22 protein-coding genes are annotated in these 24,706 nt (G+C 39.8%); 4 read left to right on the top strand and 18 right to left on the bottom strand.

All coding sequences use genetic code 11. The features are described 5' to 3' along the window. Positions 1–537 precede the first annotated feature (537 nt). The 5 genes from H5232_RS02210 to H5232_RS02190 all read right to left on the bottom strand — a co-directional run bounded on the left by H5232_RS02210 (position 538) and on the right by H5232_RS02190 (position 6,556). Positions 538–1,986, bottom strand: coding sequence for a S41 family peptidase (locus H5232_RS02210; RefSeq protein WP_182740301.1), 1,449 nt, complete (start codon positions 1,984–1,986; stop codon positions 538–540). Positions 1,987–2,074: 88 nt separating this feature from the next. Beyond that, positions 2,075–3,334, bottom strand: coding sequence for an ATP-binding protein (locus H5232_RS02205; RefSeq protein ID WP_182740300.1), 1,260 nt, complete (start codon positions 3,332–3,334; stop codon positions 2,075–2,077). Next, positions 3,325–4,020 (bottom strand): response regulator transcription factor, encoded by a 696-nt coding sequence (locus tag H5232_RS02200; protein ID WP_182740299.1) that lies wholly within the window; start codon positions 4,018–4,020, stop codon positions 3,325–3,327. The genes H5232_RS02205 and H5232_RS02200 overlap by 10 nt, the downstream gene beginning before the upstream one ends. A gap of 419 nt (positions 4,021–4,439) precedes the next feature. Next, positions 4,440–5,168 (bottom strand): single-stranded DNA-binding protein, encoded by a 729-nt coding sequence (gene ssb, locus H5232_RS02195; protein WP_149982642.1) that lies wholly within the window; start codon positions 5,166–5,168, stop codon positions 4,440–4,442. 20 nt (positions 5,169–5,188) lie between these two features. Beyond that, positions 5,189–6,556: an MFS transporter gene (locus tag H5232_RS02190; protein WP_145238569.1), complete on the bottom strand. Its 1,368-nt coding sequence runs from the start codon at positions 6,554–6,556 to the stop codon at positions 5,189–5,191. 164 nt (positions 6,557–6,720) lie between these two features. Here H5232_RS02190 and uvrA point away from each other — a divergent pair, with 164 nt between their 5' ends. Together uvrA and H5232_RS02180 are read left to right on the top strand one after the other, a co-directional pair. Next, positions 6,721–9,546, top strand: coding sequence for an excinuclease ABC subunit UvrA (uvrA, locus tag H5232_RS02185; protein WP_149982641.1), 2,826 nt, complete (start codon positions 6,721–6,723; stop codon positions 9,544–9,546). Positions 9,547–9,576: 30 nt separating this feature from the next. Next, the gene (locus H5232_RS02180) at positions 9,577–10,635 is read left to right on the top strand and encodes a hypothetical protein (RefSeq protein ID WP_182740298.1); all 1,059 of its coding nucleotides are present in this window, start codon (positions 9,577–9,579) and stop codon (positions 10,633–10,635) included. A 1,214-nt stretch (positions 10,636–11,849) separates the two neighbouring features. Here the strand turns inward: H5232_RS02180 and H5232_RS02175 are convergent. The 4 genes from H5232_RS02175 to rpe all read right to left on the bottom strand — a co-directional run bounded on the left by H5232_RS02175 (position 11,850) and on the right by rpe (position 15,003). After that, positions 11,850–12,215 carry a hypothetical protein gene (locus tag H5232_RS02175; protein ID WP_149982639.1) on the bottom strand — a complete coding sequence of 122 codons (366 nt, stop codon included), beginning with the start codon at positions 12,213–12,215 and terminating at the stop codon, positions 11,850–11,852. Positions 12,216–12,599: 384 nt separating this feature from the next. Continuing rightward, positions 12,600–13,604: a tryptophan--tRNA ligase gene (trpS, locus tag H5232_RS02170; protein WP_145238557.1), complete on the bottom strand. Its 1,005-nt coding sequence runs from the start codon at positions 13,602–13,604 to the stop codon at positions 12,600–12,602. A gap of 50 nt (positions 13,605–13,654) precedes the next feature. Further along, complete coding sequence (locus tag H5232_RS02165; protein ID WP_182717701.1) at positions 13,655–14,320, bottom strand: HAD-IA family hydrolase; 666 nt, start codon at positions 14,318–14,320, stop codon at positions 13,655–13,657. Continuing rightward, positions 14,320–15,003: a ribulose-phosphate 3-epimerase gene (gene rpe / locus H5232_RS02160; protein WP_182717700.1), complete on the bottom strand. Its 684-nt coding sequence runs from the start codon at positions 15,001–15,003 to the stop codon at positions 14,320–14,322. The genes H5232_RS02165 and rpe overlap by 1 nt, the downstream gene beginning before the upstream one ends. Positions 15,004–15,287: 284 nt before the next feature. Between rpe and H5232_RS02155 the strand changes: the two genes are divergently transcribed. After that, the gene (locus H5232_RS02155) at positions 15,288–15,581 is read left to right on the top strand and encodes a hypothetical protein (RefSeq protein ID WP_182767495.1); all 294 of its coding nucleotides are present in this window, start codon (positions 15,288–15,290) and stop codon (positions 15,579–15,581) included. A gap of 4 nt (positions 15,582–15,585) precedes the next feature. Beyond that, a complete protein-coding gene (locus H5232_RS02150; RefSeq protein ID WP_145238545.1) occupies positions 15,586–15,771 on the top strand; it encodes a DUF2970 domain-containing protein in 186 nt (61 codons plus the stop codon). Here H5232_RS02150 and H5232_RS02145 read toward each other — a convergent pair. The 9 genes from H5232_RS02145 to H5232_RS02105 form a co-directional block, all read right to left on the bottom strand. Further along, positions 15,734–16,585 carry a Dam family site-specific DNA-(adenine-N6)-methyltransferase gene (locus tag H5232_RS02145; RefSeq protein ID WP_149982636.1) on the bottom strand — a complete coding sequence of 284 codons (852 nt, stop codon included), beginning with the start codon at positions 16,583–16,585 and terminating at the stop codon, positions 15,734–15,736. The two genes, H5232_RS02150 and H5232_RS02145, sit on opposite strands and share 38 nt — an antisense overlap. Positions 16,586–16,638: 53 nt before the next feature. After that, on the bottom strand, positions 16,639–17,979 hold the full coding sequence (locus tag H5232_RS02140; RefSeq protein WP_182735075.1) for an AAA family ATPase: 1,341 nt from the start codon (positions 17,977–17,979) through the stop codon (positions 16,639–16,641). After that, positions 17,979–19,049, bottom strand: a complete 1,071-nt coding sequence (aroB, locus tag H5232_RS02135; RefSeq protein WP_182735074.1) for a 3-dehydroquinate synthase — start codon at positions 19,047–19,049, stop codon at positions 17,979–17,981. Before aroB ends, H5232_RS02140 begins: the two co-directional genes overlap by 1 nt. A 25-nt stretch (positions 19,050–19,074) precedes the next feature. Further along, entirely contained in the window at positions 19,075–19,593 is a 519-nt protein-coding gene (aroK, locus tag H5232_RS02130; RefSeq protein ID WP_008466255.1) for a shikimate kinase AroK, read from the bottom strand. A gap of 184 nt (positions 19,594–19,777) precedes the next feature. Then, a complete protein-coding gene (locus tag H5232_RS02125) occupies positions 19,778–21,862 on the bottom strand; it encodes a type IV pilus secretin PilQ (RefSeq protein ID WP_149982633.1) in 2,085 nt (694 codons plus the stop codon). Further along, on the bottom strand, positions 21,849–22,385 hold the full coding sequence (locus tag H5232_RS02120; RefSeq protein WP_149982632.1) for a pilus assembly protein PilP: 537 nt from the start codon (positions 22,383–22,385) through the stop codon (positions 21,849–21,851). The genes H5232_RS02125 and H5232_RS02120 overlap by 14 nt, the downstream gene beginning before the upstream one ends. Further along, positions 22,382–23,002, bottom strand: coding sequence for a type 4a pilus biogenesis protein PilO (locus H5232_RS02115; RefSeq protein WP_149982631.1), 621 nt, complete (start codon positions 23,000–23,002; stop codon positions 22,382–22,384). The genes H5232_RS02120 and H5232_RS02115 overlap by 4 nt, the downstream gene beginning before the upstream one ends. Then, positions 23,002–23,565: a PilN domain-containing protein gene (locus tag H5232_RS02110; RefSeq protein ID WP_149982630.1), complete on the bottom strand. Its 564-nt coding sequence runs from the start codon at positions 23,563–23,565 to the stop codon at positions 23,002–23,004. The genes H5232_RS02115 and H5232_RS02110 overlap by 1 nt, the downstream gene beginning before the upstream one ends. Further along, positions 23,553–24,632: a pilus assembly protein PilM gene (locus tag H5232_RS02105; protein WP_145238520.1), complete on the bottom strand. Its 1,080-nt coding sequence runs from the start codon at positions 24,630–24,632 to the stop codon at positions 23,553–23,555. The genes H5232_RS02110 and H5232_RS02105 overlap by 13 nt, the downstream gene beginning before the upstream one ends. Positions 24,633–24,706: the final 74 nt, after the last annotated feature.

Here is a 24,706-nt window from a genome sequence, read left to right as displayed (position 1 = left end):
AAAGCATAAAAGCAATTACATAAAGACTGAACATCCGCACTTGAGCATTTTTAAATTGAGTCACCATGGCTATTACGCTATTTGTATCAATAGCTAAAGTGTTGTTCAAGATCCTTATAAACACAAGGCTGAGAGCGGTGTTTAAATGTTAACGAACATTATGATGAATAAAACCATCGCATTTTTAGCTACCTAAGTCAGAATAAATATTTATAATTTTTAGCGCATCACAATTGCCTCCTAAAAATAACAAAACACTTATGATGTTTCACTTGTTTGTAATTTTTATCTATTTAGTCAACAGTTATCTAAGACAGCAAATATGGTAATGACTTCGAAAGGTTTATTACAATCACTCTGAAGCCATCAATTTTATTGATATTCGTTTAACTCCCCAGTATTACACGTAAAAGCTAAAGGTTCATCATCAACCGAAAAACTCTTAAAACGAGATTTACTAAATAAATACAAGCTATTATCTAACATAAAAGCCATTATACAGACAGACCTCAAATAAAGACGAGTTCCATATTATGTTTAGTCTTCAGTTAGCAGCGTAATTATTTTCTCTATCGTAAGGTCCTTTTTCTCGCCTCTTGCGAATTTATCATAAGGGTCAACCTCAATATCAACAGGCACACCGAGCACTTCAGCATTTAGCCCCTCACCATTTTTATAGTATTCATTACTAAGTTCATAGGCCCAACCATTAGGTAACATACGAGGGAAGGTATCTGATGTGGCCCCTGCAGTGGGTTCTCCAACCAAAGTAACCTTAGGAAGCGTTGACATAGCAAGCGCAAAACTCTCGCCTGCACTGAAAGTACCATTTGACGTTAGTAAGTAGATATCATTTTGATAGTATGGTCTGCTATCAGGTTCCGCATAAACAGTAACTAGTTCATGAAGGCTACCAGCATAAAAAGTACTAATATCCCAAACTAAGGTATTACCAGATATAAACCTTTTGATTAATTCCAAGGCTTGAATATCATAGCCGCCTTCATTATCACGAATATCAATTATCAATTTTTGCGTACCATCCAATGCAATAAAAACCTCATCGAGCAAGTTATTAAATGCTTCGTTCGCATAACTGATATCTTGGCGCTCGAGGCTCTCTGTTTCAATAAAGTTTACAAAGTGAGGAAGTGATAGATATCCAACTTGAATACCTTCAACATCAATGATCCCCCAGTTTGGGCTAAATGAGTTCAGTGTATTACGTGCAATAAACGCTGGCTGAGTTGCTTTATTTAGGTACTGCGTAATATTTTCTCTAACAAGTACAGTTTGCTCGATAATATAATTCTCAGCAGCTTCGCCTTTCAACTCTAAATCATGCGCTTCTTGTTCCAGTCGTTTTGCAAGTGTTAACTTAGCTTCAAAGCTTATTGGCTCTTCGTCTAAGTTATAATACAAGCGAGTATGACCATCACTCAAAATTTCTAATATTTCACTAATTATATTAATTAACTGCTCTTCGTCATTTCCATGTAACTTAGGAGCGTACACTTCATAGATATGCTCCCAATCAATGTTACGCTCCTTAAAAAAGGCGTAGTGATTTTGCATATCTAGCCAAAACAACTGAAAAATAACTTCGGCATCAAATTCATAGCTGTTACCGGCGATTGTATCTAGTATGCCGTCAGTGCAAACATCTTCAATGTTTTGTATAGATCTATATGAAGCAGGACCACTATCATACGGTCGTTCATAAATAAGTTGGTCTTTATACTTTTGGCTAAAAGAATCAAAAAGTGGCAAGGGGTCTAAAGTAATTATTGGATAACAGAAAGCTCCTGTTACCTGCCAAGTAACAACGGAATCACCGCTGATCTGTTTTATTTCACCATAAATATCCGAATACCAAAGCTCATTTCGCTGCTCTTTTATAATGTCACTTTGATCACTATCAGAGTTACATCCAAGTAAGCTGATACAAAATATGGTGACGACTAATTTAGCAATACATTTGATCATTACAACTTCCTATAAATTGAAATAAGAAGTTATTCTAATATTCAAAGCACTCTCGGTTTGTCACTTTAATGTCAGAGTTTCGTAATGCCTATTCGACAAAACAACTAGACAAATCAATAGTCAAACAAGCGCCACCAAACTGGCTTTTACTTATTTTTACATTCGCATCATGGCTAGACAAAATTTCTTTTACGATTGCAAGCCCTAGACCCACACCATGGCGCTTACCTGTCCTACTTTCATCAACGGTATAAAAGGGTTGAAAAACTAACTCTCGTTTGCCCTTGGCAATTCCTATTCCATCATCCTCAACTGTCAACAGCAAACGTCTACCTTGCCTAAGTAGTGACACATGAATCTGCTCTACAGCGTACTTATCCGCGTTAACAACTAAATTATGTATAACTCTTTTGATACCAGCGTTATCTACTCGCGCAAATATAGATTGTTGGACATCCAAAATAATAGGATGGTTACAGTACTTTTCTATAGACTTCGCATAGTTTTGAAGTGAATTGCTCAAATTAATTTCAGTAAAATTCAAAGATGAAGAAAACTGCTCTACTTTACTATATTCTAATATTTCATGGACTAAAGTATCCAGTTCGTCACATTCCTCAAATAACTCGTAAATAAGCTTTTCATTATTTGAGGACTTATCTAACAGCTCAAGCTTCAGTTGCAATCGAAAAATAGGGGTTTTTAGTTCGTGAGAAATTGCTCTTATCATATGCCTTTGCTGAGCAAACAAGCGCTCCAACTTCTCTGCCATGTGGTTGAAAGTTTCATTTACACGTCCAATAGCGAAAAGTCCAGTATCAGCACGCCCCGATAATTGGCCCTTTGCAATTAGTTTGCTTGCAAGCTCTAATCTAAAAAGTCTGTATTGCAGCCAAAGTGTATGCAATAAAAAAAGAAATAATATTAAACCCAAAGGCAGCCCATATTGAATAAAAAACAGAATGGTCTCGACATTATCTTTCACTCTAAATGCTGAAAATTGAATTAACTCATTCCCCTGTATTTTTGCTGTAACAGCTTGCAAATTCCCATCATGAACATTTTCTACAAGTATAGTTTGCGTCTGTTCTGAAGCTGGGGTACTAATAGTTTTAACAGTTAGGTTGCTTTGCTCCGAGATTCGCTTTAGCAAAGCAAGCCATTGTTCATTGCTCAGTGCTGGGCGAGCTGCATCTAAAGCATAAATGTAGGCTCTATAGTCTAATTCCACATCTTGCTTCAATTCAGTAGAAAAATAATCCGTAGCAAGTGAAGTTAAAAGGGGATTAATCGTTAAAAATATCAAAATGAAAATTAAGCTCTTTACCCCAAAGCGTATTAACAACATTCGGTTTCCTTGCTATTGACAATAATGTACCCCTTCCCCCTAACTGTAATGAGGTGGCGATAAGGTATATTATCCCCAATGACTTTGCGTATTTTCATTATTTTATTGTCAATTGTGCGATCTAATCCATCAAATTCCCTGCCATATAATTGCCGAGAAATATCATCGCGACTAATTATAGAATCTACATGTGAAGCTAAAAAATAGAAGAGATCAAATTCACTATCCGACATCTCAAGTTTGATATCGGATTGGCTTACAACTCTGGTGAGCAAATTAAATTTAAACGGCCCAACATTGAGTATATGATCCAATTTTCTTTTACTCTCAACTCCTTGAGCTAATCTGAGCAACTTGCGAAATCTAGCCAATATAATTCGAGGATTAACCGGCTTTTGAATAAAGTCATCAGCCCCCATTTCCAGTAAGGTGATCTCATCGATGTCGTCATTACTAGCCGTTAAGATAATCACTTTACCAAAATACTTATTCTGTAAAGCACGACACACCTCAAAGCCATCCACTTCGGGAAGCATCAAATCTAATAGGACAAAATCAGGTTGATGTAACAGCACATACTCTAAGCCACTAGAACCGCTATATATCGTGTTAACCAAAAAGCCATGCTTTTCAAAAAAACTCTTAAGCAATGCTGCAAGTTCTAGATTGTCTTCAATAATAGTCAATGACTTAGAAATAAATGTATTCCTTTACTTAATGCCTACGATGGTATTCATCTTTTGTTTTAGACACAATTTTACGCTTTCTTTAATATTGCCTTGAGATTCATCATGAGGCAAATTTTGATTTAATATTCTAAAAGCACAATTTAGTCTGCAAACTATTATTAAACTATCAGTTATATTATTAAATTAAATGATTTTCAGGTTAAGCTGGAGATTTAAAAAATGTTTAATCCCCCTGCTTATTCTTGTTTGCGTAATAACAAAAAAAACCTTTAAACTTAATATTTAAAGAGGCTTTCATTAATAATTACCACATTATTTCATAAGTACTAATAAAATTATAAATACTTATGAAATTGAAAAAGCCACTAAACAGTGGCTTCAAAGGATTTTTTAAACATTTTTACTTTTGTCTTTGGTTAGAACGGGATATCGTCATCAAAATCGATAGGTGGTTCCATTGGATTTGATGCGCCGCCTTGCGGAGCACTTTGTGGCTTAGGTGCAAAACCACCTTGCGCTTGTCCACCACCTTGTGGAGCATAGCCGCCGCCACCTTGGTATTGATTACTTTGCTGTGGTGCTGCAGCTGGTTGCTGACGAGCTGCTGGCGCTTGTTGTGGCGCTGGTGCATACCCGCCGCTTTGCTGTGCTGCACTTTGCTGCTGAGCATACCCACCACCTTGTTGTGGTGCGCTTTGCTGCGGTGCGCTCTGTTGTTGGCCGTAACCACCTTGAGATTGACCACCGTGGCTTTGCTGTTGGCCACCTTGGTAACCGCCACTTTGTTGGTCGCCACCACGGGCACCTAACATTTGCATTTGACCAGTGAAACCATCCACTACGATTTCAGTGGTGAATTTCTCTTGGCCTTGTTGGTCAGTCCATTTACGGGTTTGAAGTTTGCCTTCAACGTAAATTTGTGAACCTTTACGGCAATATTCACCAACAATTTCAGCTAACTTGCCAAAAAACACAACACGGTGCCATTCTGTTTTATCAACCATTTGACCGGTGTTTTTGTCTTTATAGCTATCTGACGTAGCTAGAGTAATATTCGCTACACCATTGCCGTTAGGCATATAACGCACTTCTGGATCTTGACCTAAATTACCAACCAAGATTACTTTGTTCACACCGCGTGCCATGGACCTTTCTCCTATAAACGTTATATTAAACCAGCCACTTTGCGGGCTTGGTCTAGGTCAAATTCTTTATCATCAATCTTTAAATAACTGCGATTTTCATCACAGACTACTGTTGCTTCAATTACGCCTGGTAAAGCAACTAAACGAGAAGCAAGGGTTTGCGCTTGCTGCTCGTTACTTAATTCTGTCATTAAGCTTATCATTTTACTGCGTGGCGGGACTTGCATATTCCACGCAAGGATAAGCCATATTACCCCAACAACTGCGGCTGCGGCAAACACTGCTTGCGGCGTTGTTGATTGCGCAACGTAACCGCCTAAAATACCACCTAAAAATGCACCAAAAAATTGTCCTGACGAAAACACTCCCATCGCCGAGCCTTTTTGGCTAGCAGGTGCTAAGCGCGATACTAATGCCGGCATTGTCGCTTCTAAAAAGTTAAAGGCAACAAAATACGCCAGCATACACATCGCCATGCCGATGATTGAGTCAACACCAATTGCCATTGCCAACATACTTAGAGCGAGCACTGCGATAGAGCCAACAAATGCCTGTTTCTCTTTTTCTTTGCGGATCGCAATGATCATCACTGGCGCCATTAATAAAAATGCCAGTAATAAAACGGGAATATATACTTGCCAATGCGCTTGTGCTGCTAAACCTTTGGCAATTAACTGCCCTGGTAAGGCGACAAAAATCGTCGTCAAGGTCAAATGTAATAGCATCACCCCTAAATCTAAACGCGCTAATTGCGGGTGCTTAATGAGTTTTTTAATATCGCTAACGCTTGCTAAGGTATCGCCTTTAGGGGCTTTGCTAACCGCTTTGGGGACCAAAAACAACACAATAAAAATACCCGCAACTGCCAAAATAGCGGTTAACCAGAACACTCCAGCAAGGCCCCACGCTGCGGCAACCATTGGACCAAGTAACATAGCAATAGCAAAGCTCATGCCTATGCTCATACCAATCACGGCCATCACTTTTGGTCGTTGCTCATCGCGGCTCAAATCAGAAGCAAAAGCTAATAACGAGCTGGCAATTGCGCCCATCCCTTGTAATGCTCGCCCTAACGTGACCATTTGCATTGAATCAGCCGTGGCAGCAATCACCGAACCGATGGCAAAAACAGTTAAACCGCCAACAATGACTTTTTTACGGCCAATTTTATCCGATAACCAACCCATGGGAATTTGTAACACAGCTTGCGTTAAACCATAGGCGCCAATCGCAAAACCAATCCATATAGGTGAAAATCCTGATAATTCTTGCCCATAAATCGCCAATACTGGCATCAACATAAATAGGCCAAGCATACGAAATGCAAACACACTCGCTAAGGAAACTGCGGCGCGTTTTTCTCGTGAATTGAGTGAAGAAGCTGTCATGATTCGCGTGTTCTTGCTGTCTATTAAAATTTGAGCAGGGATTCTACCACAAGCTTACAGAGAAATAATCGTCCCAATGCGATGATTTTTCATTGATCAAGGATTAATCTTCGCACGTATTATGAGATACTCAGTAAATCAATTTGGTAATGAAACGAGATAGCATGGAAAACATTGAAGTCCGAGGCGCCCGCACGCACAATTTAAAAGACATCAGCCTAACCATTCCCCGTGATAAATTAATTGTTATCACCGGTCTATCTGGTTCGGGTAAATCGTCTTTAGCATTTGATACCTTATATGCAGAAGGGCAGCGTCGGTATGTAGAATCTTTATCGGCCTATGCCAGACAATTTTTATCTTTAATGGAAAAACCGGATGTTGATCATATTGAAGGGTTGTCGCCGGCAATTTCAATTGAACAAAAATCAACGTCACATAATCCCCGCTCCACCGTTGGCACCATTACCGAAATATATGATTACCTGCGCTTAATGTTTGCCCGTGTCGGTGAACCGCGTTGCCCTACTCACGATTTGCCACTCGCTGCACAAACCGTTAGCCAAATGGTCGACACTGTGCTGGCGTTCCCAGAGGGCAGCAAGCTGATGTTGCTAGCCCCTGTTGTGAAAGAGCGCAAAGGTGAGCACGTTAAGTTGTTAGAGCAACTAGCCAGCCAAGGTTATATTCGCGCCCGTATTGACGGGGAAGTATGCGACCTTTCTGATCCACCGACTTTAGAACTACATAAAAAACACACTATTGAAGTCGTGGTCGATCGTTTTAAAGTGAAAGATGGCTTACAACAGCGTTTAGCCGAATCGTTTGAAACCGCGTTAGAGCTGTCAGCCGGTGTAGCAACTATTGCATCGATGGATGACGCAAACGCCGAAGAGCTGCTGCTCTCCGCCAACTTCGCTTGCCCAACGTGTGGCTACGCCATGACCGAACTTGAACCTCGGTTATTCTCATTTAATAATCCGGCAGGCGCATGCCAAAGTTGTGATGGTTTAGGAGTTCGTCAGTATTTCGACCCAAATCGAGTGATTCAAAACCCAGAGCTTAGTTTATCTGGCGGTGCCATAAAAGGCTGGGATAAACGCAGTTTTTACTATTTCCAGATGCTACAAGCCGTTGCTGAGCACTATAAATTTGATTTAGAAATGCCATTTCAGGAACTATCTAAAGATGCTAAAAAAATCATTTTAGAAGGTTCTGGCGATACAAAAATTGCTTTTAACTACCGCAACGACCGTGGCGACCTGATCACTCGTAACCATGAGTTTGAAGGCGTGTTAAATAACATGAACCGCCGCTATCGTGAGACAGAATCAAATTCCGTGCGCGAAGAACTGGCTAAATATCAAACCAGCCAAGCTTGCCCAAGTTGTAAAGGGTCGCGCCTACGCCAAGAAGCGCGCAGTGTATTTATCGGTCAGACTAACTTACCCGCTATCACCAGTATGAGTATTGGTGAAGCAATGAGCTTTTTTGAGCAACTAAGCTTAACGGGCCAAAAAGGCCAGATAGCTGAGAAAATCTTAAAAGAAATTCGCGACCGTTTATCGTTTTTGATCAACGTAGGGCTAAATTATCTCTCTTTAGAGCGCAGTGCTGATACTTTATCTGGCGGTGAGGCTCAACGTATTCGCTTAGCCAGCCAAATTGGCGCAGGCTTAGTAGGCGTAATGTATGTACTTGATGAACCATCGATTGGTTTGCATCAACGTGATAATGACCGTTTACTACAAACGCTGATCCATCTACGCGACTTAGGTAATACCGTGATTGTGGTAGAGCACGACGAAGATGCCATACGTGCCGCCGATCATATTATTGATATAGGCCCTGGAGCTGGCGTGCATGGCGGTTATATCATTGCCCAAGGTACTCGTGATGACATTTTAGCTAGCGAAGAGTCAGTAACAGGGCAATTTTTATCTGGCCGACGCAAAATTGAAGTTCCCAAAGAGCGTCATAAAATCAACGATAAGTGGTTAGAGCTGTTTGGCGCTAGCGGTAATAACTTAAAAAATGTCGATTTAAAAATACCTTTTGGTTTAATGACCTGTATTACTGGCGTATCAGGCTCTGGTAAGTCAACGCTTATCAACGATACCTTATTCAAACTTGCTCATACCGAACTAAACGGAGCGACCACCGCCGAAGCCGCACCGTACAAATCAATTAGCGGCCTTGAGCATTTTGATAAAGTCATCGATATTGACCAAAGCCCGATTGGCCGTACCCCACGCTCAAACCCAGCCACATATACCGGTATTTTTACTGGCATTCGTGAACTGTTTGTAGGCACGCAGGAATCTCGCTCTCGTGGTTACAAAGTCGGTCGCTTTAGCTTTAATGTAAAAGGTGGCCGCTGTGAAGCTTGCCAAGGCGATGGCGTGATCAAAGTCGAAATGCACTTTTTACCTGATGTATATGTGCCATGTGATGTCTGTAAAGGGCAACGTTATAACCGTGAAACGTTAGAAGTGCAGTATAAAGGCAAAAACATCCATCAAGTATTAGAAATGACGGTGGAAGACGCACACGACTATTTTGATAAAATACCCGCCATTGCGCGTAAACTAAAAACCTTAATGGATGTGGGCCTGTCTTATATTCGCTTAGGCCAAGCCGCGACAACGCTCTCTGGTGGTGAAGCGCAACGGGTTAAACTCGCCCGCGAGTTATCTAAACGTGACACAGGTAAAACCTTATACATTTTAGATGAACCAACCACAGGCTTGCACTTTGCTGATATTGAACAATTATTAGTAGTACTGCATCGCCTGCGTGACCACGGTAATACGATTGTGGTTATTGAGCATAATCTTGATGTAATAAAAACAGCCGATTGGATCATTGATCTAGGTCCCGAAGGTGGTGCTGGCGGCGGTGAGATCCTCATTGCAGGCACGCCGGATGAAGTAGCCGAATGTGAGCGTTCACATACTGGCCACTATTTAAAACCCCTATTATCAAAATAGGGTTTTCGCTTTATGTACTAAGGTTGGCCGGTGTTAAGATACATAAAAATTGCCAGATGGCGTGCAAACAAACAGCTGAGGCAACAACAGCAAAATTTGCAACCTCATAAACTGCGCTTTTATGAGCAAGGTAAAGCTATTTGGTTTAATCTTAACACCGCGCAAAAGCTCTACTTATTGGCGTTAATCTGCCTAATCATCTTTCAAAGTGGTTGGCTATGCGCCAGTATCACTATCGTAGCGCTTACTATTGAGTTTTGGCCAAAGTTCAATAAGCTCTGGCATTCACTTGCTGGCAAAGCACTTATACTTATTTTCTATGCCAGTATCGCCAACTTTGTACTGGCCAATGCCAGTGGCATTGTGAATAATGTAACTCATGTTTCAGCAACACATTTTAATTACACCCACAATTTTGCCACGCTACTTTATTTACCACCCTGGGCGTTGGGCATCTCTCTATCGACATTACTATTATTACAATTGATATTGCCGTTCTATATTTTTATGCTCTTAATCATCAAACCGTTTGGTTCACAGCGGGTAAAGTTTATTAGCCAAAGCTATTCACCTTTACTTACAGCTTCTATACGGTTTTTTTTATCAACGATTGTAATAATCAATCTAATGTCTTTTGTTGATGACAAAGATACCGGTGCCGTTTTTGATGACATAGTAAGCAACTTCGTCAGCAGCAAGCAGCTCTCAAGTCGAGCACTAACAAAGCAACAAGAAGTTGAAGTTGTAGAAGAGCTCAGCCAAAAAATACATGGGCAACTACCAAGTGAAAATATTACCCAAACACCTTCCACACTGCCAGTAACTCCGACGGAAGAAGATGAAACCACTCAATCCGTACGATTATTCTTTAACACCAAAGGTTACTTTGAACGCAGCAAACGGTTAATTGCTATGTTTGCTTACACCTACGAAGCAGACCAATACTCCCGTTGCAAAAAATCTGACGACAGTAAATCGATTGAGATTAACGACTACGAAATTGTTGAAATTGCACCAGATAACAGCAAACCTTACGGTTACAGCTTTACGGTAAAAGCCTGCCAATCGCCAGGCATTAAAGCGCCATAGCGGCTGCGGGTTGCGAGCTGCGAGCTGCGGAAAATACTAAAGCCAGTGAATTAAAGTAAAACGGTAATCCCCATCGCGGGAGGTAAACCGCCCATTGCACTCCCCGCTAATAAAAAAGCGCTTGATGGGCGTCTTTTTTATACTCATCTTCTTTGTATTCATTTATTAATACTTTTTCGCTGTCTTTAAACTAAAAACCAGTAACCAAAATAAATAAAAATTCAACACATTTAATAAGATGAAGGTACCTTTTTGATTATAGAGGTCATCCGTTTTGTGGCCTTTAAAGTCCCAAGTAAAAACCCAGCCAAATACCCAAAAAAGCAACACACTCAATAGAACAACAAAAGCTAGGATTATCTTGAGGCGAACAACCCAATTGCTAGGGCCAAAATAAACAAAGCCAAACCCTTTCGTTAAAAAAAATAACTGACACACGTATATTGGCATATCAACCAGCACACAAAAGGCAAGCCAATTATAAAAGTCGGGCTTTGCAGAGGCATTATTGATATTTATAAAGATCGGCAATCTATTTAATAGCTGAATTAAATCGACTGACAAATAGCTCCACTCAAATAACAAAAAACAAAAAGTGCTTACTAATAAAACCAGAGCAAAATGACAGAGAATAGCTCCCTTAAACTTATAAGATAAATACACTTCATCGACGGTTACATTAATTCTGCTCATAAATCACATCATCCACTAAATTTGATTTCCTTCAACACCATCTTAATTAAAGTCTAGTCCCTTGCACTAGAACTGAACGCAGCACTAAGCGATGTTCTTTAGTTAAAATACTTCTGAGCTGAGATAGCCCAGAAATACTATGCCTTCTTGATTTGTTGTAATCAACTTCAATGTATTAAGATACCGCTTGACGTATTGTTTTACACTTCATAATTGTCTCGCCATGTGTGATGGTTTAATGAAACTGGGTGCCAGCGAGCAACTAGCCATATCATGTGGGAGCACTAGTATCAAAGTACCAAAAGTAAGCGTTGGAAGTGAGGTCCTTGTAGAAGCTCAAAACAAAAGGAATTAACGCTGTACTAGGTAATGACTATTTAGCTTCACGAGGTTTAACGTTACTGAAAGATATTTGGATAAATATTTATTACGGAAGATGAACCGCCTATACCACTTCTTTATAATAAAAGTGCTTGATGGATGATGTAGACTCTGGAGTTTAGTGACCTCCGGCTATCTGATTAGGCTTTTTTGTAAACGAAAAAACGAAATATTAAAGCTTGAAATAATGCTGCGAGACCAAACAACAACGAACCTTTATAAAACAAGCACGGTATAACAAATACACTTGGCAAAGCAGCGTAGTATAAATAAGAACCATTAGTATATTTGCTGATTACAAAATGGAGAGGGAATCCAATTACTAACCATCCAACAATAGAAATAAGCAAATACACACCGATGTATAGCAATAACGTAACAACAAAGCCTAAAGTATCGTTCTCTGATAATGATGTAAAACTATTAAATAAAGCGTAAATAGCAATACCTAGTCCCACATATAAGAGGCTTTTTAGTATTGCATCATCCCACCCGCCAAGACCCAATTTTTTTATCCTTAAATATAACATTTTAGTTTTTATGCAACACGCAGTTTATATTTTAGTGTCGCTCGTAGACTGAGGCGCTACATGCTCGATCTGTCAGAGTTGCTGTCGTTTATGCTAAGGGTTTTAAATTTATGGAAAGTCTTTTTAGTATAAACTAAATCAAACAAATGTAATTGTGTGCTTGTTGTATCTAAGCAGCCCCTGCACTGCTCAATATCTATTACTTTTCTATTGAACAGAATTTAGAGCATTAAAACAACAAAAAATTGATTGCCTACGCTCTTCATTGAGCTGTAATCGGTATATAGCAGTTACAAAAAAGCCAGATATTACGTTGTAGTTGGAACCATCTGGCTTTATATGATTAGTTATTAGCAAGCGTTACGGACGTGGAATAAATCCTAACGCGTTGTAAACAGACTTTAAGGTTATCTCTGCACGTGCGCTGGCTTTTTCAGCACCGGTTTTCATGATGTTGTTGAGCAATGCTTGATCTTCACGGATCTCCTTAAAGCGCGCTTGGATTGGCTCGATCATGCTTACTACTGCGTCAGCGGTGTCTTTTTTCAGATGGCCATACATTTTATCTTCGTATTCAGGCACTAACTCTTCAATTGAGCGCTTGGTTGCAACAGACATAAGTGTTAGTAAGTTTGATACACCTGGTTTTTCAGTGCGATCAAAATAAATACGCGCTTGCTCGTCTGAATCGGTTACTGCTTTTTTAAGCTTTTTCTCGATCTTTTTTGGTTCGTCTAACATCATGATAAAACCATTTGGGTTTTCATCTGATTTAGACATTTTTTTCAGTGGATCTTGCAGGCTCATTACTCGCGCACCAAACTCTGGAATGTAAGGTTCTGGGATCGTGAAAACTTCACCATATAAGTTATTAAAGCGCGTTGCGATATCGCGTGTTAGTTCAAGGTGCTGCTTTTGATCATCACCTACTGGTACTTGCGCCGCTTGATAAAGTAAAATATCAGCTGCTTGTAATACCGGATAAGCAAACAAACCAACGTTTACGTTGCTGGTGTTCTTTGCTGACTTATCTTTAAACTGGGTCATGCGGTTAAGCTCACCCATTTGCGCATAACAGTTTAGTACCCAACCTAGCTGTGCATGTTCAGGCACTTGCGACTGCACAAATAAAGCAGCTTTATCTGGATCAATACCACATGCAACATACAAAGCTATACCATCTAATACACGGGTTTTTAAAAGCTCTGGATCTTGGCGTAACGTAATCGCGTGCAAATCAGCTAACATAAAGTGACTATCATACTCTTCCTGTAGCTTTACCCACTGGTTAATAGCGCCAACATAGTTGCCTATTGTCATTCCACCGGTTGGCTGCATGCCACTTAACACTACTGGTTTACTCATGATGTTCCTTTATATTACAAAAATAAAAAATGCTAAAATTAAAAAATCGCTTAACGCTGGGTAAGAACAGGTATTATATCTAAGAAATTCTCACAGAGGTACTGTGGATTCAAATCAGCAAGATTTTCACCTTGGTTATAACCATAATTAACGGCAAGTACGTCTATATGTGCCGCTTGCGCCGCTAAGATATCACTTTTTGAGTCACCAATCATAATTGCTTGACTCACTGGTACATTTAATTGCTGACAAGCAAATAAAAGAGGCTCTGGTGAAGGCTTTTTGGCCATGTCATCACCACACACTATCACCTCAAAATGACTTCTTAAAGCGAGCTTATCAAGTAGCTTTTCAGTAAAGCAGCGGGCTTTGTTAGTGATCAACGCTTTTGGTATACCACGTAACGCCGCAAGGCCTGTTTCTACGTGTTGATAAAGCACACTGTATTCACCTACTTGTTGCTCATAATGATCATAAAAAAGCGCAATTGCTTTATCTGCTAATGCTGGATCTAGGTGTTCACTGACTTTCATGTCGCCACTGAGGCCTCGCTTAACCAGCATTTCAATGCCGTTACCAACCCAGCTTTGTACCAACCCCTGACTTACAATTGGAAAAGCTAAATCAGATAAAGTCAGATTCATCGCTATATATAAATCATAAACACTATCAACTAAAGTACCATCAAGATCAAATAAAGCGGCTTCATACTTCATTATTTTACACCCTCTAACTGGGCACGCATTTGCTCAATTACTTGTTGGTAATCTGGCTGATTAAAAATAGCAGAGCCGGCAACAAACATGTCAGCACCGGCTTGAGCCGCCGCCGCAATATTATCGACTTTAATACCACCATCTACTTCTAAACGAATAGCACGACCTGAATCATCAATTATTTTCCGTGCTTGGCGTAGTTTTTCCAAAGTATGAGGAATAAAACTTTGACCGCCAAAACCTGGATTAACCGACATTAATAAAATCACATCAAGCTTATCAATCACATGTTCTAAATAGCTTAAACTCGTCGCAGGGTTAAAGACTAAACCAGCTTGGCAACCATGATCTTTGATCAGCTGTAAAGTGCGATCAATATGTTCACTCGCTTCAGGATGAAAAGTAATGATTGAAGCACCAGCATCAGCAAATTGCGGTATTAAACTATCGACCGGTTTAACCATTAAATGCACATCAATAGGCGCAGTAATACCATAATCACGTAGCGCTTTGCACACCATAGGCCCAATTGTTAAGTTTGGCACATAGTGATTATCCATCACGTCAAAATGAACTACATCTGCACCAGAAGCTAAAACACGCTCAACATCTTCGCCCAAACGGGCAAAATCAGCAGATAAAATAGACGGGGCGATAAGGTACTTTTGTAGTGTTTCTAACATAAACAATCCTTAGTGATATTAAAAATGCGCAAAATAGCAGGGCCGTTAATTGCCATAATGTAACCTAAATCAAGCTATTCCCCAAGAATCCCAGCTAATTAAAGCTTTAACTCTATTTGAAGTTTTGCAACGGTTATATTTTAAACAGCTAAATATAAACATTATTTTTACCTTAACCTTTTAATTTTATTAATTTTTTATATTTGTTAAGGATAAATTAAGTTTGTTATTTGAGCATTTTTTATGTATGCTCTAGTGAGTAACACTATTATGGACTTAGTAAAATGCGTGCTTTTAAAATCGGGATCTTAACTGCGGCTACTATAACTATCGGTACACTAAGCTACTTTTCAAAAAGTGATAATACACTTATCGCAGCTAACGATTGCGAATGTAGCTCAGGCCATTTAAAAATTAATAATGCAGTGCAATGTATGAAGGTCGAACAAGAATCAAGTTGGATGTCATGGATCACTGGTGATAGTCGCAGTGCACAATTTCATTATTTAGATTTACTTGAATTATTAACCAGCTCAGACGAACCACAAAAAGCGCGTTCACTTAGCCCTAGGTTTTAATAAAATGCGGCAACTGATCAGCGCTATACAAAGTGTTGTTGCGGCATTTTTTGGCGTGCAATCTGAACACAAGCGTCACGCTGACTTTAAACAACACTCGCCTACCAGTATTATTATCATCGCTATTATTTTATTTATATTTTTTGTAACCGCTATCTATGGCGTGGTGACTTGGGTGCTAAGTACATAGCCATCAACTCATTAACTTTATTGCGCGAACCACCTTTTGGGCTAATCGTCCGCTTAACTTGAATTTCAGCTAACGTTGCTTGGCTATATATTTTACGTGTCCATACAGTGTCATGATTGGAGATCAATACAGGTGTTTTGTTTTCAAATGCCGCTTGCTCAGCTAAATTAGCTAGATTCGCCTGATCATCTAAATTAAAGCCACCCTTAGCATAAGAGGTAAACGACGCCGTTTTACTCAAAGGCACATAAGGTGGATCGCAATAGATCACTGCGTTATCGGGTACTAATTTAAATACATCGTCATAACCTAAACAAGTAAACGTGGCTTGTTGCGCTTTTTCGGCAAAAAAGTACATTTCTTTTTCAGGAAAATACGGACGTTTATACTTACCGAACGGAACATTAAAAATTCCTTTCAGGTTATAGCGGCATAAACCGTTGTAGCCGTGGCGATTCATATATAAAAATAAAATCGCTCGCTCGTAAATGTCATTACTTTGATTAAACTGTACGCGATAATCATAATATGCGTCAGGCTGGTTGTTTAAATCAACAAACAGCTTTTTAGCATCGCTGATGAATTCATCTGGAGAGTTTTTTAATTCGTTATACAAGTTAATGAGATCAGCATTAATATCATTAAGAATATAATCTTTAAAATCTGTGTTTAAAAATACCGAGCCAGCACCTACAAACGGTTCAACTAAGGTATCAGCGTGTTTGCTCGCTTCATTTAAGCGCGCGCTAATATCTTCAACTAAGCTGTATTTTCCGCCAGCCCATTTAAGGAAGGCTCTGGTCTTTTTCTGCATCGGCTCTTTACTTCAAACTGGTGTGCCGCGATTTTACACTAAACAGTGTAAATTTACTGATCTAGTAACGCGATTTCTTGTTTTATTTTACTGATTTTTTTATAAAACGGCTGATTTTTACGCACCGCTTCAGGTAGGCTTGCTAGCACTTCGCGAGCAGCATTTAAGTTATCAAAGCTGCCATAGGTTACCACCCACCAAATTTTATCGTTGCGGCGTGTTTGATAGACTTTACCAAGTACTTGCAGCGACTGTTTAGCAACAAACTGCTCGGCGATTGTTTGCTGAGTTACCGCTAGTAACTGGATCACGACCTTACTATCCGGCTGTTGTAGATACCAAGCATTATCTGCTGGCATAATTTGCTGCGCTTGAGGAACAGGCTCTACCACAGTGGGTTCTTCAGCCAAGCTAGTCGTGATATCAACAGGCTCTGCAACTGGCGCTAAACTATCGAGTATTGCCGCAACATTATTTTCCTGAGTAGGATTATCAATAAGCGGCTTGTCTTGCTCTGGTTGAGCTTGTTGATCAGCTGATTGAGCATCTGCAGCTTCTACTTGTGAGGAATCTATTGTCACCGCTGGTTCTGTTACAGCTTGCTTTAAAGTATCGACTGCGATTGCCGTCGCCACTGGAGTTTCAGGTTGTGGCTGATAAAAATCATACCACCAACGGGTCATATCAGATTTATATAAAAAGCCAATGATGAGTAACATAATAATCACTAGCAGCGTTATTAAATGTACTCGCCAAGATACTTTATCAGTGACTACAACCTTAGCTGTATGCTGTGTTGGTTGCCACGCTAACAATAAACTCGGATTACCGTGTGCTTCGCGCAAAAAGGTTTGAAATACCGGGTCTTCATCATAAGGTAAATCATTAAAATAGCACTTCATCAACTGTTTACTTTCTGCTATTGAAAGTGCTTCAAGATGAATTTCAACAGCGCTTTTAAATTGCCCCACTGATTGCGATGCCAGTAAGACATATAAAGTAGTAGGACTATGCTTGGTAAGCGCTGTTAACTCTTCGACCATTTCTTCAGATAAATGCCGTCCACCATCTAACACCCATAAACATGGACCACAGTTTTGCTGTTTAGCTAGTTGGTAGAAATTTTCTGACAGGCTTAGGTTTTGATCAATTAACGGCGAGCGGAAGCTTTGTTCCAGTAACTCACTCATCAATTGCATATCACTCATACGCGCACTTAGCTGCACAAATGACTTATTAAAATCACTGTATTTATCAGTAATGAAGGTTTCGAGAAGATAACTTTTACCAAGTCCAGAAGGACCCAGTAAGACAATTAAATTTTGCCCATATTCAAACTGTAGGGCAATCCGATCAACCAAAGCCGCACGGCTAGGTAAGATTTGCGATTGCATTAGCGCCCTATTAAATCTCGGACCTGTTGATCTGAGACATCATCAACCAACGCGCATTGACCAAACTGAGTAGGAAGAATAAAACGGATCGTGCCTTTTTTATTCTTTTTATCTTTACGCATATGATGAAGGAAATGTTCAGCAGTCATCACATCAGGGATCTCACTAGGCAAATTATATTGCGCTATTAAGGTAACGATCCTTGCAACTTCTTGTGCACTTAAATCACCACGAGTATGAGCTAGCTGTGCTGCTAATACCATGCCAGTAGCAACAGCTTCACCATGTAGCCATTGGCCGTATCCCATTTGCGCTTCGATAGCATGTGCAAAGGTATGGCCTAAATTAAGTAACGCTCGTAGTCCTGCTTCTTTTTCATCCTGAGCGACAATCAGTGCTTTAATTTCACAACAACGAAAAATCACATGCTGAATGGTTTCTTCATCCAAAGCCTGTAATTGCGCGGTGTTGTTTTCTAGAAAAGTAAATAATTCTGTATCGTAAATTAAGCCATATTTAATAACTTCAGCCATACCGGCTGCAAATTCACGAGCAGGAAGTGTATGCAATGATTGAGTATCAATAAACACGGCTTGCGGCTGATAAAAAGCCCCAATCATGTTTTTACCCAAAGGATGGTTAACCGCCGTTTTACCGCCAACTGATGAATCAACTTGCGATAATAAGGTAGTGGGTACTTGAATAAACGGTACTCCGCGTTGATAGCAGGCCGCAACAAAACCAGTCAGATCACCGACCACACCACCACCAAGGGCGATTAAGCAAGTATCTCTGCCGCAATTGTTTTCAAGCAAAAAAGCCGAAATTTTCTCAAACCATTCCAGTGATTTATATTGCTCACCATCAGGAATAATAAAACTTAGCGGATTTAAATCAGCTAATAACGCCATTGCATCGCTTAAGTACAAAGGTGCAATGGTGTCATTAGTGATAATGATAGGTCGACAATCACCAATATGATGATGCAGCCTGTCAGTCTGTTGAAGAGCAGATTGACCAATATAAATAGGATAACTTCGCTCGTCTAAATTAACTGTTAATTCAAGCATCGCTAGTATCCTTTCTTATTGGTATTTAAAAATCTAATTTCTCGATGATTTGATTAGCGACAACTTTAGCGCTTTGCTCATCAGTGCGTACAACAAAATCAGCTACTTCTTTATACAACGGTTCGCGTTCTTCAGCTAAGCGCTCTAATACATCACGAGGTGCTTCTTCTGTTTGCAGTAATGGGCGACGCTTGTCGCGCTGCGTGCGTGCAACTTGCTTTTCGATAGGTGTCTCTAGGTATACAACAATACCACGAGCCGAAAGCTTGTTTCGTACTTCTTTACTCATCACAGAACCACCACCAGTTGCAAGTACAATACCTTGCATTTCTGTTAGATCGCCAATGACAGATTCTTCACGAAGTCGAAAGCCTTCTTCACCTTCAAGATCGAACACCCAGGCAATATCTGCACCGGTACGGCGTTCGATTTCTTGATCAGAATCGACAAATTCAAGGTGCAATTGATCTGCAATGTGACGACCAATTGTGCTTTTGCCAGCCCCCATAGGGCCAACTAGAAATATATTACGTTTTTCAGCCATATCTTTTAGTACAAACGAACTCTAAAATTTGAAATAAAACCCCGCCTAACGACCTGGCCCCAAAATTAAGGAGGGGATTATCTCAGTAATTGATTGGGTATTTCAAGTCAATTAGAACAAAAAGCCAATTAACGAGCAATTAAAGTCAATAATTGCCCATTGTGTAAGAATAAATCAGTGTAAATTACTCTATTTGGATTTTCGGAGTAACGAAAATCAGCAATTCTTTCTTTTCATTGAACTCACTAGTGCTTCTAAACAGCACTCCTAGGTAAGGAATATCACCTAATAATGGTACTTTTTTAACTGAGTTAATGATTTGCTGCTGGAATATACCACCAAGTACCACGGTTTGACCATTCTCAACCAGTACTTGGGTTTGAATTTCTTGGGTATCAATTGCAACTGCAGGACCAGTTCCAGTTTGTACCGTATCACCTCGGGTATCTTGGGTAATGATTAAATCCAAGATAACTTTATTATCTGGGGTGATGTGTGGTGTTACCTCAAGACTCAATACTGCCTTTTTAAAGCTAACAGTTGTAGCACCACTTGAAGCAGATTCAACATACGGTATTTCGGTACCTTGTTCAATACGTGCTTTTTTCTGGTTGGCAGTCGTAATGCGCGGACTTGCGATAATTTCACCACGGTTTTCTTCTTCAAGCGCGGTTAGCTCTAAATCAAGTAACGTGCCATTTGCTAATTTAGCAACGTGCATACCAATACTGCCAGCGGCACCTGTGATAGGCAAGTTTACATTAAGGCGATCAGAAATACTTGGAATGGTGCCGTTAGAAATCGTATTAGCACCTTCTAAGGTACCTGAAATACCATCAGTGCCTTGTTGATCACTAAACCCCCAACGTACTCCTAAGTCTTCTTTTACGTTATCACGTACAGTAACCATACGTGCCTCAATAATAACTTGTCTAACCGCTATATCCAAAGTTTCGACCATACGGCGAACACTTGCAATGCTTTTAACGGTGTCTTTAATTAACAAGGTATTGGTACGTTTATCAACGGATACACTGCCGCGAGCACTAATAATGCTGTTAGTGTCGGTTTTCAGTAAATCAGCAAACTCTTCCGCTTTAGCATAATTCAAACGAATATATTCACTATAAAGCGGCTCTAAGTCTTCAACTTGTTGTTTGGCTTTTAGATCTTTCGCTTCGCGGGCGGCAAGCTCTTCAGATGGTGCCACCATTAATATAGAGCCATCCATACGCTTATCTAAACCTTTAACGCGTAATACCACGTCAAGAGCTTGATCCCAAGGCACACCATCTAAACGCAGAGTTATGTTGCCACTGACTGAGTCACTGGTTACTAGGTTGAAATCATTATAGCCGGCAATAATTTGCAATACGGCACGCACAGAGATGTCTTGAAAGTTTAGGGTCATTGGGCGACCTTGGTATTCTTTACCACCTTCTAAATATGAACGTTGCGATTCATCTTTTTCAACTGTAAGTGTAAGAATATTTTCAATTTGTTGATAAGTGAATTTAAACGCGGCATTAGGGGTTATCACTACCCTACTCATATTATTTTCTTTAAATGTCTCAATTGAGCTCACTACAGTGCCAAAATCTAGCACATCTAGCTCATATAATAAGTCATCTAAAATATCGGTATGATGAAACTCAGCAATAATTTTACCGCCACTTTCATGCACATCAATCGCAGCTTGAGTATCTTGTAAAAAGACTAAGACTCGCGCTTCACCTTTTTCACCGCGACGAAAATCAATAGACTGGATTGAGTTAATGTAATTGCCAGTCACTTCTTTAGCGGTATTAGCATCTTGTTGTGACGTGATCGGATTATCTGAGACGTGTAATGAAACAAGGTTATTGTTCACCGTTGTTTGGTAAATTTTTAAACGCTCTAAATGAACAGTGACAATCAAGTTACCATCAACAGCTACACTATTAACTTTTTCAATACCTGCTTGGTTGATTTGTACTTCACTTAAACCTTGTTCAACACTAGCTGCATTAAAGCGCATTTCAATACGGGCCGGGTTATTAAATACCTGAACTTTTGGCTCTTCAGTCAGCTCTTCATCAAATACCAGCTGTAACTGTGTTTCTCCAGCTATTAGCGGGCTATAACGAACATCATACAATAGCGGCGTAGCCATTGCTGATTGCGTGATAAAAAGGGCAATAACAACAAACAAAGCCTGCTGAATGCGATTACTCCAAGATACTCCCTTATGCATTTTAATTTTACCTTTTTTATTTTTAACTAGTGCCATTGGATCCCGCCTCTAACATTTCCAGCTTCGTCAGGCGCTCTTTCCAACAACCAGACCCGTCGGGTATTAATTCTAACAATTCTATATAATCACTTTTAACATCTTGTACAACACCATGATACAAACCAATATGATTACCGATAGTAACTCGGTGTAAAGTATCATCTGCAGCTTTAATTAATGCCCATGTTTGGCCACCAGAACCCAGCGTGCCTTTCATTGCTAGGTTATCCAACGGATATTTCTCTAATACTTCACGCGTACGGTCAGGATCAGGGTGTAAGCAGTTTTTAACTTGGATCATGTTATTTTGAATAATTTCCGGTTGCGGCGCAACAAAAGGACTACGTAGTTGCTGTGCATTGTATTCAAAGTGCTCAAATTGGGTCAGTTTTGGAATGGCCTCTACCTTAGGTGTAGTGCTGGCTTTTACCTGATCAATAAATTCTTTTTGCTCAGAAGTATCATCGTTACATGCGCTCACCAAAATACCGCTGAGTAAAACCAAGGCTAGTTTTTTCATTTTTTAGCCCCTACTTTCTTCACGCCGCCTTCATAGCGATAAGTTTTAGCGACCACGCTAAATGTCAGTTTGCCTGAGTCTGAACTATTAATTGAAAAGTCATGCAAACTTACTATACGAGGAAGTTGCGCCACTTTACCAACAAAATCACCAAACTCATGGTAGCTACCTATTACTTCAATTTTAATCGGTAACTCAGTATAAAATTCTTTTTCCACTTCTGGTAACCAGCCAATTTTAAGAAAGGTTAAGCCACTGGTCGTGCCCACATAAGATAAATCATCAAGTAAGCCTGGTGTTTCGTTTGAAGTCGGTAAGCGCTTTAGTAGTAAAGAAAACTTTTCTTCCATTTCAACCATTTGTTGACGGTAAATTTCTAGATTACTGGCCACAGCATATTTCACTCGATAGGTACTGCGTAACTCAACTTCTTTACTAACTGCATTGTGGTAGCTATCTATTTCATCTGAAACCAATAAGCTGTAACTAAAAAACAGCACCAAGGCAGCTACAAAAGTACAGCAAATAACCTTGACAACTATTGGCCAATCGCCGATATTTTCAAGCTCAATTTCGTTCCATTCAATCTCTGTTAACGCTTTGATATCAAGGTTCATTATTTAACCTCTCCAATCTTATCAAAGGGTTTTACATAAAATTCCATATTAAAATCACTCAATAAACGAGACGATTTCTCCCCTGCAATAATGCCTTGCATTGTCGGCTTTTCGAGCAGATAGGAGTTTTGTACTTGGCGCAACATGTTTGACAAATAATTATTTGATTCGCTACGCCCAACCACATGAATTGCACTACCACGGCGTTCTAACTTAGTTAGATAAACACCCGTTGGTACAATTTTGGCAACTTCATCCATAATTTGTGTGCCTAAATTACGACTACTTTGCAGCTCTTCAATTAAGCGCATACGTTGCTGTAAGTTTTCTTTCTTTTTATCTAACTCACGAATTTCACTAATACGCCGATCTAATTGCCCTATTTCAGTTGAAAGGTAATTATTTTTAATATTTTGACCGTCTCGTAAACCACCGTAATAGCTACTGAGTAAATACATACTGATAAAACTGCCAAGCACCACGAAAAATAAAATAGTGACAAATTTATTCTGCGATTGTTTTCGCTGCTGTTCGCGCCACGGCAGTAGATTTATATGTGGCATGATGAAAAACTCCTTAATGCCAAACCTGTCGCTATTGCAAATTGAGTACGATGACGCTGTAACACATTGCGATCGACATGGTGGGAAATATCCATATTTTCAAAAGGCTCAGCCACTATGGTATGAATACCTAGTTCTTCAATTAGCAATCGATCAAGGCCATCAATCATCGCTGTGCCACCAGTAAGCACAATGTAATCGATTTGATCTTTGCCACTGGTAGTTAAAAACATCTGCACTGCGCGGCGCACTTGCTGTAATAATGAGGTTTGAAATGGTGCCAATACTTCAAACGTATAGTTAGGCGGAAGATCGCCAGTAGTTTTGCCTATTTCAGCTTCATCAAAACTTTTATTGTAATAAGCCACTATGCTGTTGGTGTATTGATCGCCACCAAATACTTGGTCTCGGGTGTAAATCGTTTCACCGCCAAGTACCACACTTACCAACATAAGTACCGCGCCAATATCGACCACTGCTACACACTTATTAAATGCATCGCTTGGTAATTGCTGATAATACACATCCATTGCGCGACTCAGCGCATAGCTTTCTACATCAACTACTTTTGCTATTAAACCAGCTGATTCTAATGCACCAACACGAGCTTCAACACTTTCGGTACGCGCAGCTGAAAGCAACACATTCATTTTGGAAGGATCGGCTTCGTTGGTACTGAGCTTTTCAAAATCTAGGCTAACTTCATCTAAAGGATAGGGAATAAGGCTGTCCGCCTCGATTTCTATTTGCGACTCAAGCTCTGCATCGCTAAGCGTAACATCCATAAAAATTACTTTAGTAATGACGGTTTGTCCCGATACAGCCACTGCTGCCGAACGAATTGACTTAGGTAACTTACGCTTTAGCTTAGTAATGATATTACCAATTGCCTCAATATCTTGAATATTGCGCTCAGCCATTGTACCTTTTGGCATTGGCTCAATTGCTAGCGCTTCGAGCCTGTAGCCACTGTCCGTTTCATTCAGCAACACCGCTTTTATAGCATGTGAACCGATATCTATCCCTACCATCATCGATGAAGACTTACTCAATAGTTGACTTAGCATGTTCGCAACTTGGCCTTTGTTTTAAGAATAAACAAGTTATAATTTTTATATGAAAAAATACTATTCATTTTTTA

The organism is Pseudoalteromonas sp. SG41-5 (assembly GCF_014164495.1).
GTDB lineage: Bacteria > Pseudomonadota > Gammaproteobacteria > Enterobacterales > Alteromonadaceae > Pseudoalteromonas > Pseudoalteromonas rhizosphaerae.
Note: the sequence above shows the minus strand (reverse complement) of the source record. Positions and strands in the feature narration are given on the sequence as shown.